At 71.4% G+C, this 13,561-nt stretch carries 7 protein-coding genes and 5 pseudogenes; 6 read left to right on the top strand and 6 right to left on the bottom strand.

The genetic code is table 11. The features are described from left to right. Window positions 1-113: 113 nt before the first annotated feature. Complete coding sequence (locus OG390_RS39760; RefSeq protein WP_406174705.1) at window positions 114-1,748, bottom strand: carboxylesterase/lipase family protein; 1,635 nt, start codon at window positions 1,746-1,748, stop codon at window positions 114-116. A gap of 116 nt (window positions 1,749-1,864) precedes the next feature. Next, window positions 1,865-3,077 (bottom strand): annotated as a pseudogene (locus OG390_RS39755) (alginate lyase family protein). 214 nt (window positions 3,078-3,291) lie between these two features. Here OG390_RS39755 and OG390_RS39750 point away from each other — a divergent pair. From OG390_RS39750 to OG390_RS39740, 3 genes and pseudogenes are all read left to right on the top strand, one after another. Next, window positions 3,292-4,305 carry a hydroxyacid dehydrogenase gene (locus OG390_RS39750; RefSeq protein ID WP_406174703.1) on the top strand — a complete coding sequence of 338 codons (1,014 nt, stop codon included), beginning with the start codon at window positions 3,292-3,294 and terminating at the stop codon, window positions 4,303-4,305. A gap of 120 nt (window positions 4,306-4,425) precedes the next feature. Further along, window positions 4,426-5,514 (top strand): LacI family DNA-binding transcriptional regulator, encoded by a 1,089-nt coding sequence (locus OG390_RS39745; protein WP_406174702.1) that lies wholly within the window; start codon window positions 4,426-4,428, stop codon window positions 5,512-5,514. Between the two features lie 265 nt (window positions 5,515-5,779). After that, window positions 5,780-5,917 (top strand): annotated as a pseudogene (locus OG390_RS39740) (LacI family transcriptional regulator); the annotation flags it as partial. Here OG390_RS39740 and OG390_RS39735 read toward each other — a convergent pair. The 4 genes and pseudogenes from OG390_RS39735 to OG390_RS39720 form a co-directional block, all read right to left on the bottom strand. Further along, a pseudogene (locus OG390_RS39735) lies at window positions 5,895-6,266 on the bottom strand (ThuA domain-containing protein); the annotation flags it as partial. The pseudogenes OG390_RS39740 and OG390_RS39735 overlap by 23 nt on opposite strands. Then, a pseudogene (locus tag OG390_RS39730) lies at window positions 6,265-6,702 on the bottom strand (DUF6597 domain-containing transcriptional factor); the annotation flags it as partial. The pseudogenes OG390_RS39735 and OG390_RS39730, both read right to left, overlap by 2 nt. 10 nt (window positions 6,703-6,712) lie before the next feature. Continuing rightward, a pseudogene (locus OG390_RS39725) lies at window positions 6,713-7,042 on the bottom strand (helix-turn-helix transcriptional regulator); the annotation flags it as partial. A gap of 87 nt (window positions 7,043-7,129) precedes the next feature. Continuing rightward, entirely contained in the window at window positions 7,130-8,299 is a 1,170-nt protein-coding gene (locus tag OG390_RS39720; RefSeq protein WP_399087781.1) for a YihY/virulence factor BrkB family protein, read from the bottom strand. A gap of 17 nt (window positions 8,300-8,316) precedes the next feature. On the opposite strand from OG390_RS39720, the gene OG390_RS39715 reads away from it, so the two are divergent. From OG390_RS39715 to OG390_RS39705, 3 genes are all read left to right on the top strand, one after another. Then, window positions 8,317-9,951: an acyl-CoA dehydrogenase family protein gene (locus OG390_RS39715; RefSeq protein WP_406174699.1), complete on the top strand. Its 1,635-nt coding sequence runs from the start codon at window positions 8,317-8,319 to the stop codon at window positions 9,949-9,951. A gap of 266 nt (window positions 9,952-10,217) precedes the next feature. Beyond that, complete coding sequence (locus tag OG390_RS39710; RefSeq protein ID WP_406174697.1) at window positions 10,218-11,501, top strand: GAF domain-containing protein; 1,284 nt, start codon at window positions 10,218-10,220, stop codon at window positions 11,499-11,501. Between the two features lie 694 nt (window positions 11,502-12,195). Then, a complete protein-coding gene (locus OG390_RS39705) occupies window positions 12,196-13,560 on the top strand; it encodes a hypothetical protein (RefSeq protein ID WP_406174695.1) in 1,365 nt (454 codons plus the stop codon). The last annotated feature ends 1 nt before the right edge of the window (window position 13,561 follow it).

Genomic DNA, 13,561 nt, shown 5'->3' with positions numbered 1-13,561 from the left:
CGAAGCGGGGGTCTGGGGGCGGCAGCCCCCAGGTACGGGACGGGCAGGGGCGGAGGGGCGAAAAAACCACCGTCGCCACCAGCCCACAGAGCTGCTGGACGGAGGCACCGTCGTCACGGCCGACGAGCGCCGCCGGAGCGACGGAAGCGCCGTACGGCTGACAGCGATGCCCTGTTTCGCGCGGGCGAATCGGCGGCAGGGCGCGATGCGGGTCTGGATTCCGGAGAGCCGACCGATCCGGTCGACTCCGCGTCCCACAGGGCGAGTTCACGATCACGCGGTCCGTGTACGGTGCGCGGTTCGCCGATGCCGGTTCCGCCGGTTCCGCCGAAGACACGGACCGGGTGCGAGGCGTCCCAGGCGGCCCACCCGGGATCACCGTCCACCGCGAACCGCACCCACGCCGAGTGCATCGCGTCGGCGAGCTCCTGCGGGGCGCCCGGACCCGCGAGTTTCGCCGACTCCGGCACATCGGCGGTGTCGAAGACGAAGCCCAGCTCCAGGGCGTGACAGGCGCCGAGGTCCGGCACGTTCGACGGCCAGGCGAACTCGTAGACGTATGAAGGGGATTGGCGGGTCGGCGCGTCCGCGAGGCGGTGCAGCGGCACCCGGAGAAGGTGATCGGTGACCATCTGGCCCACGAGGTCCGCCGTGCCCAGGTCCGGATGGATGGCGCGGTAGCCGCGGGGCACCTCGTGGCCACAGTGGCAGCGGGCCATCGCGCCGGCCAGGGCGACGGGGCCGAGCCGGTCGACGCGCTCCAGGAGGCCGCCGGGCACCAGCCACAGCCGGTACTCCTCGCTGGTCCAGCCCAGGAGGAGGTCGACGTCCGGCGCGGCGCCCTCGACGAGGGCCTCCAGCGGCTCGCGCGGAACCAGGTCGCCGTCGACGACGATGCCGAAGGCGGGGCCGCCGAGCACCGGGCTGCTGAGTTTCCCGACGTCGGCCTGGGTGCGCAGAAGCAGGTCGCGGTCCACGGCGGCGAACGCCTCTGCGGTCGCCGGGATCTTCATCCGGGTGGCCATCCTGCGCACCATCCGGCGCACCTTGTCGCGGTCGCTCGCCTCGGGCGGTCCGCTCTGCAGGACGGCACGATGGAACAGCCCCGCGGCGCGCGGGCTGGCCAGCAGGGAGCCGATACTGATGGCGCCGGCCGACTCGCCGAAGACGGTGACCCTGTCGGGGTCACCGCCGAACCGCGCGATCGCATCGCGCACCCACTCCAGCGCGGCGAGCTGGTCGCGCAGGCCGGGGTTGGCGGGCGTGTCGGGGAAGAGGCCGTAACCCTCCACGCCCAGGCGATAGTTGATGGACACGAGCACGACGCCGTCGCGGGCGAAGGAGCGTCCGTTGTAGACGGGCACGGCCGAGGAGCCACGGGTCAGGGCCCCGCCGTGGATCCACACCATGACGGGGAGCCGGGCGCCCGGTCCCGGCTCCGGTGTCCACACATTGAGGTTGAGGCAGTCGTCGCCGGGCACGACGGGGTCGGCGAGGAGCCGGGCGAACGCCTCGGAGTACGGCGGCTTGGGCGGCGTCGGTCCGAAGGCGCCCGCGTCACGCACACCCTCCCAGGGGTCGGGCGACTCCGGGGGCCGGAAGCGGCGGGGGCCGAACGGCGGTGCGGCGTAGGGGATGCCGCGGAAGACGGCGATCCCGTTCTCGTACCGGCCACGCACCGCTCCGTAGGGGGTGGCGACCACCGGATCCTTCGTCTGCGACTCCGAGTCCTCCGCGCGCACCGCCATCCGACCACCAGCTCCTCGCCGACTCGCGAACCGTTCACATCAGAGCATCACATCACTTCCGGGTATTCCTTCGGACGTCATTCCAGTGGACATGCTTCGTGCGGGCGTGAACGGCCCTATTTGGCGTACATCAACGTGCCGAAGCCGAGCTGGTCGAAGCCTCCGCTGTTCGGGCCGTAGTCACCGCCGCCGCCTTCGGGGCGGACGCTCTCGGCCATGGCGGTGATGTACGGCACCGACAGCCCGCGGCGGCGGGCGTAGTGGTAGTGCAGGATGTCCCAGACCGGCCTGACCTGGCCGCGGCTCGCGGGGGAGATCACGGTCTGCGACTGCTGGGCGCAGTTCTGGCCCGTGCCCCAGGTGTACGTCGTGTAGGGAACGTCCTGGCCGAGGTTGTACTTGGCGACGTACTGGGCGGCCTTCAAGAAGCGGTTGTTGTCGTAGCCGTACAGGTCGTCGCCCTGGGACCAGGCCATCTCGCCGAAGGCGCCCAGCTGGCCCATGCCCATGATGGTGTGGCCCTGGTCCCGTCCGGACTCCTGATACTGGGCGAGTCCCTCGCTCTCGTAGACGAAGGGGATGGCGTGCGTGAGGGAGGCGTTGCCCGCCGTTCTTGAAGTAGTCGACCGCCTGGTCGTACTTGGCTCCGTCGTCGCACAGGATGCCGATGGCCAGGATCGAGTTCATGTTGCACAGATCCCAGTTGGCCCAGTAGTTCGTGATGCAGGCGTCGTTGTGGCCGGTCAGGAACTGGTTGTTCAACGGGTGGAAGACATCGAGCATCATCGTCCTGAACCGGTCGAGGTCGAACCCGCTGTGGCCGCGCATGAGTTCGGCGGCGTTCGCGAACTGGTAGCCATAGATCCCGGCGGCCAGAAAGCGGTCCGCGTTGCCGGTGACCGTGGTCAGCGTGGACGACCAGGCGTTGAGGATCTCGACGGCGGTGTCGCCGTTGGCCGTCGTGCCCGCGATCTTCCAGCGGAGCGCGTTCTGGTACGCGGCGTGGATGTCGTTGTACAGGATGCCGTAGTTCTCGCCGGTGCCGCCGCGGATGATCGTGGCCTTCGGGTTGGGGGTCCAGGTGCCGGCCGAATGGCTGTTGGCGGTCAGCCGGTTCCAGCCGGAGAGCCAGGGGTCGTCGCCCGCGGCGACCCGTACCTTGGCGCGGTTGAGCTCGCCGTAGGCGTGCAGTAGTCCGGGGTGGGTGAAGGTCGCCGGTGCGGCGTCCGCGGTGCCGCCGGTCACGGCGGCGGCGGACGTGCCGACGCAGAGGGCGGCGGTGAGGCCACCGGCGGTCCCAGGGCGCAGGCTGTTACGACGAGAGGACAGCTTCCCGTGGCACCGACGGCCGCCGATCGACCGCTCTCGTTCCTGGCATGACTCCGCGCCTGCCGGGCTCACCGCTGTGACGTGGGCTTTTGGGACCAGAACGCACCGAAAGGTTCCCGGCCCCGCACCCCCTCACGCCGATTGACCCTGGCTCCTCTGCAGATCTACGGTAGAAGACGCTTTCAGAAAATGTTTCCAGCATCTCAGGAGAGACATGCCCAGCGCACAGCTGCCGAGGGCCGTGTTCGCCATGGATGCGGTGCACCTCCCCCTGCTCTTCCCTCCACCCCTCATGACCCGGCTCCAGCAGACGGCCGAGATCGACACCGCGCTCGTCGTCCAGGACTTCACCGCGCCCGCCGCCGCCTCTGCGCTGTCCCGCGCCGAGGTGCTGATCACCGGCTGGGGATGCCCCCGCCTCGACGCGGAGGCCCTGGCGGCGGCACCTCGGCTGCGCGCCGTCCTGCATGCCGCCGGCTCCGTCCGCTCACTGATCGGCGAGACCCTGTGGGACCGCGGCGTCACCGTCTCCAGCGCGGTCACCGGCAACGCGCTGCCGGTGGCGGAGTACACGCTCGCCATGATCCTGCTGGCCGGGAAGGACACCTTCGCGCACCGCGAGCGCTTCAGGGACGCGCACGCCTACCCGTCCCCCGCCGAGACCGCGGCCACGGGCAACCTCGGCCGCCGGATCGGGATCATCGGCGCCTCGCGCGTGGGCCGCCGACTGCTGGAACTGCTGCGGCCGCACGACTTCGCCGTCTCCCTGTACGACCCCTACGTGGACACCGCCGAGGCCGCCGCGCTGGGCGCCGAACTCCTGTCGCTGGAGGACCTGCTCAGCGGCAGTGACATCGTCAGCCTGCACGCCCCGGACATCCCCGAGACCCACCGCATGCTCGACCGCGAGCGGCTCGCCCTCATCAGGGACGGCGGTGTGCTGATCAACACCTCCCGCGGCGCCCTGATCGACCCGGCCGCGCTCACCGACGAGCTGGTCTCGGGCCGGTTGAACGCCGTCCTGGACGTCACCGAACCCGAGCCGCTGCCCGCGGCGTCCCCGCTGTACTCCCTGCCCAACGTCTTCCTCACCCCGCACATCGCGGGCTCGCTCGGCAACGAACTGGAGCGGCTCGGCCGCATCGTCGTCGACGAACTGGAACGCCTGGTCGCGGGACTGCCGCCGGAGCACGAGGTGCGGCACACGGATCTCGTCCGGGTCGCCTGATTCCGGCCGTCCACGAGCTGTCCTACCTGGAGTAACGATGGGATACGGTTTCAGCACCGTCGGGGGGCGGGACCCCGGCGCGTCCGGTGATCGGGCCACTACGGTGAAGGAGCCGCTACGGTGAGCCAGCACAAGGCGCCGGCAGACGTCGGACGGGCGACCATCCGCGATGTGGCCGAACGCGCCGGCGTCTCCGTGGCGAGCGTGTCGCGCGTCCTGTCCGGCAACTACCCGGTGTCGGAAGAACTGCGCCGCCGGGTGATGAAGGTCGTACGGGACCTGGACTACGTCACCAATGCCCACGCCCGTTCCTTGGCGGGTGGCGGCACGCCCACGGTGGCCATCCTCATCAACAACATCACCGGTGCCGCCTTCGCCCACGTGGCCAAGGGGGTCGAGGGCGCCGCCACGCTGCGCGGCTGGCTCTCACTGGTCGGCACTACCGGCGACGACCCGGAGCGGGAACTCGCGCTGGTGAACCTCATGCGCCGGCAGGGCGTCGCCGCCGTGGTCCTGCTGGGCGGCGCGTACGACTACGACGAGTACCAGCTGCGGATGGCACGGTCCGCCCGCTCCCTCGACGCGGCCGGCTCGCACCTCGTGCTGGTCGGCAGGCCGCCGCTGGAGGGCGCCGTACCGGCGACGACGGTCGACTACGACAACGAGGGCGGTGCCTACGCGATGGCCAGCCACCTCCTGTCCGCCGGCCACCGGCACGTCCTGGTACTGCCGGGCCATGCCGAACTCACCACCGCGCAGGGCCGGTTGACGGGCGCCCGGCGGGCCTTCGAGGCGTACGGCGTGCCGTTCGACCCGGGCATGGTGCGCCACGGCCCGTACGACTACGAGCACGGGTACGAGGCGGTGGAGGAAAGCCTGCGGCAGGGGCTGGACTTCACGGCGGTGCTCGCGGGCACCGACGTGGTCGCCGCGGGCGCGATGCAGGCCCTGCGCGCGGCCGGGCTCAGGGTGCCCGAGGACGTCTCGATCGTCGGCTACGACGACATCCCGCTGGCCTCCCAACTCACCCCCCAACTGACGACCGTGCACGTCCCGTACGAGGAGATGGGCCGCGTCGCGCTGCGCGCCGTGGCCGACCGGCGCGAGGCCGGCACCGGCCGCCGCAAGGGCAGCGACGGCGACCACCTGGTGCTGGGGACCCATGTCGTCGTACGGAACTCCGTTCAGCCCCCGGCCCGGCGTTCATAAGGCGCACGCGGCAAAACGGGCACCGGGCGGCATCGTTTCGTAAGCGTTTTCCAAAGTGTTTTCAGGACCTACCAAGGTCGCACGAGGCACTCACCGGACCCCGGTCGAGACTTGTCGACACGACCCTGACCTGCGCAGATTCCTGCAAGGCGAGCGCGGTCGAGGCGCATTCGGCGATAACCGTGCGGACAACCCGGCGTAACAAATTTCGACCCCTTGCTGCGGCGGATCGATCGCCCTACCGTCCCAGCAAGCGTTTACTACAGCTTCTGCGGCCCTGCGCCCGCTCGTCCGCATGATGGCGGGCGAGCAGCCGGAGAGCACGCGTACCGAGCTGTCGACCCGCTTGGTCGAGCGGTCGAGCACGGGCCCGGCACCGACTACCTCTTGGTCACCCAGGTAATACCGCCGAGCAGGTGCGCGCGGAAGTCCGGATCCTCGTACGCCTCGGGAGCATGCCCGAGTGCGGTGTAGAAGACCCGGCCCGTGCCCTGCTCGCGGCACCACACGAGCGGATGGTCGTCGCCCATGCCGCCCCCCTCGTACGAGGATTCGTCGGCGGAGGCGAGCACGCGCACCGAGCCGCGGGGGCTGGCCCCGAAGTCGTACCACTCGTCCGTGAACTCCCAGACGGGCGGCAGGTGTCGGGTCGCCGGATGCCCCCGGTCCTCGACGACGGCCTTCCCCGGCTGATACTCCGGGTGCCGGTCGAAGCGCGCGCCGAGCAGCTCGCCGTAGTAGGGCCATGCGTACCGGGCGGCCCGCGTCGAGGGCCGCGACCACGCCCCGCAGCAGCGGATCCGGCGGGTCCGCGTCCGCCGCACGCTCCAGGGCCACCTCTTCGAGGGCGCTCACCGGGTCGGCGGCCCCATCGACCTTCTCCGTGAGGCGCCGCACCCGCGCGGCGGGCCACAGGTCGGCCAACTCGACGCGCCGGTCGCGGAGTTCATCCGCGGGTGCGCCCAGCCACGCAGGCGCCGTACCGGGGTAGAAGCGCACGCCCGCCCAGCCACCGGGCACACCGTCGGGAACGTATGCGCGGGTGTCAGGACCGGCGACCAGCAGCCGCCCCTCGGTCCACAGCAGATCCATGCAGCCGTCGGGCAGAACGGCCGCCACCGACGGACCGGTGATCGAACGGGACCACACCACCGCGCCCGCGAGCCTGGATGCACGCTCCTCGTACACGTACGTCAGGCTACGCCGCCCGCGTCCGGTGCTCCTGTGGGCTGACCCCGTACACCCGCTTGAACGCGCTGGAGAGCGCGAACGCGCTGCCATAGCCGACATGCCGGGCGATCGAGTCGAGGGTGTCGTCCGTTTCGCGCAGGCGGTCGGCGGCCAGGGCCAGGCGCCAGCCGGTCAGGTAGGTCATCGGGGGCTCGCCCACGAGTTCACTGAAGCGCCGGGCCAGGGCGGCCCGCGAGACCCCGGCCTTGGCGGCGAGAGTCGCCACCGTCCAGGGGTGGGCCGGATCGTCCTGCACGAGCCGCAGCACCCGGCCCACGACGGGGTCGGCGAGAGCCTGGGGCCCGGGGTGCCCTCGGGAGAGCACAGCCCGGATCTCGCGCCAGGGGCCGTGGCGGCGGGGAGTGTGGAAGACGTGACGGGGGTGTCACTCCCCCGGAGGGGGTTCGTCCCCGTTCCGGTGCGGATGGTGATGCGTGCTCTTCGCATGCGTGCGCAGCCGGGACGTCACGTCCTCCGGGGGCAGGAAGCGCGACCAGCGCTCCGGGAACTCGGAGGGCATGTCCGGGTCGTCGGGGTCGATGTCGGCGTCGTAGGAGTGGGCGGCGGCCGCGCGGGCGACGTACTCGGCCGCCTGCTCCTGCCGCAGGCGCTCGTTCGCCGCGCGGGCGGCGGAGGTGGCGGCGGCCGGCCAGACGCGGTCGATGGCGGCGTTGACGGCGGCGCCGACCAGGACCGCGAACGCGGACACGCCGATCCAGAGCAGGACGGCGACGGGCGCGGCGAGCGAGCCGTAGATCGTGGGGCCCTCGACGGTGTTGGTCAGGTAGATACGGAGCAGGAAGCTGCCGAGCACCCACATGGCGAGGGCCACCAGGGCGCCCGGCACATCCTCGACCCAGGGAGAGCGCACCGGCACGGACACGTGGTAGAGCGTCGTGAGGAAGGCGACCGACAGCACGATGACGACGGGCCAGTAGAGGATCTGCACGACGGTCGTCGACCACGGCACGAAGTTCACCACCGCGTCCGGGCCCGCCACCATCAGCGGCAGCGCGACCGAGCCGATCAGCAGCGCCACGATGAAGAGCAGGAACGACATCACGCGGGTCTTCACGATCCCGCGGGTGCCGTCGAGGCCGTACATGACGGTGATCGTGTCGATGAAGACGTTCACCGCGCGGGAGCCCGACCACAGGGCGAACAGAAAGCCGAGGGAGATGATGTCGGGGCGGCCGCCCTTCATCACGTCGTGCAGGATCGGCTCGGCGATCTGGTGCACGCCCTTCTCGGTGAGGACCGTGCGGGAGGCGTCGAGGAGGTTGGACTCGAGGCTGGCGATCGTGTCGGCGCCGGTCCAGTCGTCGACGTATCCGAGCAGGCCGATGAGGCTCAGCAGCAATGGCGGCACGGACAGAAGCGTGAAGAAGGCGGCCTCGGCCGCCAGACCCAGGATCCGGTACTCCATGCACGAGTTGACGGTGTCCTTGAGCAGCAGCCAGGCGGTCCTGCGCTTCGATACGTTCCGGTACAGCGCGCGAGCGCGGTGGAAGCGGCCCGAGGGAGGCCGTTCAGGTGTTTCTTTTGCCTGGTGCACCTCCTTACCGTATCCGTATGGCAGCCAGCACCCACACCGTGACCAACCAGGCTCCGGCCCTGGTCGGATATGACGTATTCGCCGCCGACCGGGCCCTCGTGGAGGCGGTCGACCGGCATCTCGATCCAGAGCTCCTCGACGAGGCGCGCGAGGAACTGTCGGCCCTCGGACGCACGTCCGGTTCCGCGCAGGTGCAGGAGTGGGGGGTACTGGCCAACGAGTACCCGCCGAAGCTGCGCACCCACGACCGCTACGGCAACCGCATCGACGAGGTCGAGTTCCATCCGTCCTGGCACCGGCTCCTCGGCAAGGGCGTCTCGGCGGGGCTGACAGCGGCCTGGTCGCGCCCCGGCGGACACCTCAGGCGCGCCGCCGCCTTCGTGATCTGGACGCAGGTCGAGGCGGGCAACGGCTGCCCGCTGTCGATGACCCACGCTGCGGTGCCCGCGCTGCGCACCGACCCGGCGCTGGCCGCCGAGTGGGAGCCGCGGCTGACCTCCATGATCTACGACCAGGACCTGCGTCCCGCCTCCCAGAAGGCCGGGGTCATCTTCGGGATGGGGATGACGGAGAAGCAGGGCGGCAGCGACGTACGCGCCAATACGACGGAGGCGCGACCGCTCGCCGAGGACGGGACCTACCTGCTGACCGGCCACAAGTGGTTCTGCTCGGCGCCGATGTCGGACGGTTTCCTGGTGCTCGCGCAGGCTCCCGGCGGGCTCACCTGCTTCCTCGTTCCGCGCGTCCTGGAGGACGGCACCCGGAACGTATTCCGCATCCAGCGGCTCAAGGACAAGCTCGGCAACAAGTCGAACGCGTCGAGCGAGGTCGAGTTCGACGGGACCTGGGCGCGCCGGGTCGGGGACGAGGGGCGCGGGGTGCGCACCATCATCGAGATGGTCGCGGCGACCCGGCTGGACTGTGTGCTCGGCTCCGCCTCACTGATGAGGCAGGCCGTCGCGCAGGCCGTCCACCACTGCACGTACCGCGAGGCGTTCGGCGGCAAGCTCATCGACAAACCGCTGATGAGGAACGTATTGGCGGACCTGGCACTGGAGTCGGAGGCGGCGACGACGCTCGCGCTGCGGCTGGCCGCAGCGTACGACGACGGCAGCGAGCAGGAGCGGGCGTTCCTGCGGCTCGCGGTGCCGGCCGCCAAGTACTGGGTGACCAAGCGGTGTACGCCGGTGGCGGTGGAGGCGCTGGAGTGCCTGGGCGGCAACGGGTACGTCGAGGAGTCCGGCATGCCCCGGCTGCTGCGCGAGTCGCCGCTCAACTCCATCTGGGAGGGCGCGGGCAATGTGCAGGCACTGGACGTGCTGCGCGCGCTGCAGCGGGAGCCGGGTGCGCTCGACGCGTTTCTGCGGGAGGTGGGGCGGGCCCGGGGCGCCGACCACCGGCTCGACGGGGCCATCAAGAACCTGCTGGCGGAGCTCGCCGACCTGGACGGCATCGAGGGGCGCGCCCGCCGACTCGTCGAGCGCATCGCGACGGTGCTCCAGGGGTCGCTGCTCGTCCAGTACGCGCCCCCCGAGGTCGCCGACGCGTTCTGCGCCTCACGGCTGGGCGGGGACTGGGGTTCGGCCTTCGGCACGTTGCCGCACAGTCTGGATCTGGCCGCGGTGGTGGAGCGGGCGCGGCCCGTGTCGTGAGGAGTCGCCGGCACTGATGCGGGGGTGGTGCTGCGCCGACACGGCACCACCCCCGCTTGCCGGCCCCGTTCTAGGAGCTCGGACGCCGCGCAGGCGACGTCGTTGTCAGTTTCAAGGAACCTTGTGACCGTTGGCGAGAGTTGCAGACCGTTGCATTCGTTTGTGCTCCTTGTGCGAACTTCCGGTGTCCTGGGCCGAGAGCAGGCACGATGTGGAGTGACGGCGGCGTCACTGCTCGTACGCGGTACTGGTTTGGGGAGTGCCCTGTGAAGACCACATCGTTCAACCCCGCCCGTTTCGCTCCGCCGGACGCGTCCGAAACGGTCCGGCGTCTGCAGGAAACCTGGGCCGCGACGCTCAGAGGCGAACGCTCCCCGATCGCTCCCCGGCCTGTTATCGGTCAGTCATGGCAACGAGTGAAACGTTTCGGAGTCGATCCCGAACAAAGCACGGACAGCGAGCTGTTGCAGACGGACGAACTCGAACATCGCCGGACATCCACCGCCCTCGCCGAGGTGATGCCGGTCCTCAGTGGCGGGCTGGGCTCGGTCGCCGACGCGTCCCTGCAGATCATGGTGGTCACGGACCCGGAGGGCCGGGTGCTGTGGCGGGAGGGCAACGCGGGGGTGCTGCGCCGGGCCGACACCATCTGTCTGGAGGAGGGCGCCGCCTGGAGCGAGGACACGACGGGCACCAACGCGATCGGTACGGCGTTGACGGCGGGGGCGCCGGTCCAGGTGCACTCGGCCGAGCACTTCGTGCGCACGCTGCACGACTGGACCTGTGCCGCCGCGCCGGTGCACGACCCGCGCGACGGGAGGCTGCTCGGCATCATCGACGTCAGCGGCCCGGACAGCACCTTTCACCCGGCCACGCTCGCTCTGGTCGACTCGGTGTCCCGGCTGGCCGAAAGCGAGTTGCGCAGCAGGCATCTGACAGCCATCGAGCGGCTGCGCGCGGTGGCCGCGCCCATCCTGTGCCGGCTGGGCGGCAAGGCGGTGGTGGTGGACACCAACGGCTGGCTCGCGGCCGTCACGGGGATGCCACCCGTCGACCGGGTCGCGCTGCCCGGCTCCCTCGGCGCGGGCCGGGTCTGGCTGCCCTCCCTCGGGACGTGCGTCGCGGAGCCGATGCCCGGCGGCTGGCTGCTACGGGTCACGGAGACCGACACCTCCGGGTGCGCGAGCCGCCTGGTCCTCGACCTCACCCAACCCCGGCGGCCGTGCGCCACCATCACCGGCGCGGCGGGCAGTTGGGCACAGGACCTCACCCCACGCCACGCCGAGCTCCTCTACGTCCTCGCCATGCACCGCCACGGCCGCAGCGCGGCCCAACTCGCGGTCGATCTCTTCGACGACCCGACCCGCACGGTGACCGTCCGCGCCGAACTCTCCCGCCTGCGCCGCCGCCTCACAGGCCTCCTCGACCACCGCCCTTACCGCTACCGCGAGGAGGTGGAGATCGAGGTCCTGCTCCCGGACGATCCACTGGACCTGCTCCCACATTCCACGGCACCGGCGGTGGTGGGTGCGCGGGCGGGGGCCTCCTGACCGTCGGGGGTCTGAGAACGGGGGCGGCTGGGCCGGGCGAAGTCTGGGGGCACCCCCTGGCCGGTCCTGGGCGAGGGCCCGCAGGCACAGCCAGTGCGGGGGGCCAGACGGCGCAGCCGGGGCGGGGCCGCGAGGAGCCCAGCCCTCACCGGGACCCGGGAACACAACCCCGAGCACAGAGCCCAAGGGGCACAGCCCAGCCAGGGCCCGAGGTCACAAGCTCGTTCAGGCGCCCAGGCAGTGGCGCAGCCCCCGGCGGGGTCCAGGGGCGCAGTCCCGGGCAAAGGCCGGTCCCCGCAGCCGAGGCGGGGGCCGTGGAGCACGCCACCCCCGCGAGGCCGCAGGGACAGCCCAGCCAGGGCCCGAGGTCACAAGCTCGTTCAGGCGCCCAGGCAGTGGCGCAGCCCCCGGCGGGGTCCAGGGGCGCAGTCCCGGGCAGGGATCCAGGGGCGCAGTCCGCAGGATGGGGCCCTGGGGCGGAGCCCCAGGAGGACGGGACGGGTAGGGGCGGCGGGGCGAAAGAATCCCTCGCGCGGCCAACGAGTGCCGTCACGTGCGTATTTCGTGAGCGTGTTCCGGGGTCTTCGACCGGGCCCGCCGGTCTCTGCCGTAGCATCCCCTCACAGGCCACCCCACCCGTCTCTCCGTCAACGCCCGGAGCGTGAGAGGCAGTTGGCCTTCCTCGGGAGGACGCATGAAGTACCGCGGCAGGCATCGTCGTCGTAGAAGGGGACAGGCGCTGCGCGCCACCCTGGCCGGAACCGCCCTCGCGCTCACCGCGGCCGCCACCCTGATCAGCGCCTCCCAGGCCACGGGCAGCGGCACTCCAGGCGGCCTGACCCCGCTCACCTCGGCGGCCGCGACCGGCAAGCTGCGCCTCCACGAGAACCTGGTCGCCCGGGACACCCTCGACACGCTCACCAAGGACATGGGCGGGAACGTCGGTGTCGACGGCGTCCTCAGCAGCGCCGACCGCTCGATGCGCGACGAGGCCGACTGCGCCGCCGGCGAGCGCGCCACGCTTCCGGTCGAACCGACGGCCACGCGGGCGTACTGCTGGGAGAGCGGTGACGCGAGGACCCGGCAGTGGCAGCCGCGGTCCGTCACCACTTCGGGCGACGCGGACGACGACGGTCACTGGGGCGAGCACCGGGTGATCCTGGCCGGCTGGACGCACCACGACGACCAGGCCGCCGCGCCGACCCGGGACCAGGGCCTCGCCCGGATCGCCTTCGTCGACGCGACCGACCCGCACGCCCTCACGTACGACTGGGTCCTGCTCGTCGCCCCGCGCGACGGCGGCAAGGACTTCGCGGCGGTCCCCTCCGACCTGGGCGGCATGGTCTGGTACCAGGACAAACTGATCGTCACCGCCGCGCACGGCGCGGGCCTGCTCGTCTTCGACATGCACCGCATCCTGAAGGCCGACGTGAGCAGCGGCGCCGTCGGCAGGGTGAGCGGCGGCTACTCGGCGGACGGCTACCAGTACGTGCTTCCGGCCATCGGCTCCTACGACGTGCCCGGCGGCGCATGCGGCGGCGAAGACGCCCGCACGGTCCCCTGCTTCGGCTCCCTCTCCCTGGACCGCACCTCGGCGCCGGACAGCCTGGTCGCGACCGAGCGGTCCACGTCCGACGGTGCGGAGCGGGCCCGAGTCTGGCGGTACTCCTACAGCACCGCGGCCTACCGTACGGGCCTGCTCGCCGACTCCCAGGGGTACGTCGACGCCGTCGAGGCCTACGAGACGAGGGCCGCCGGTCTGTCCGGCGCCCTCTCGCGCACACCGAGCGGCGCGCGCAAGGCCGAGTGGTACGTCGGCCACACACCCGACCACGGCACACAGCACGACACCCTCTGGCGGCAGACCGAGCACGGCGCCAAGGCGGCCACCTGCACCGCGGACCGGTCGCACGCGTGCTGGGGCCTGGGCGCCGAGTCCCTCTCCTACTGGCAGGAGACGGACGAGCTGTGGACGCTGACCGGGGCAGGGGCCGACGCGGGAACGAGGCGGGTGCTGTACGCGGTCCCGCTGTCCTCGGTCGACGGCTCGCTGGAGTAGC

The organism is Streptomyces sp. NBC_00996 (assembly GCF_045162675.1).
Lineage (GTDB): Bacteria > Actinomycetota > Actinomycetes > Streptomycetales > Streptomycetaceae > Streptomyces.
This window is presented reverse-complemented; position numbering and strand designations above follow the sequence as displayed.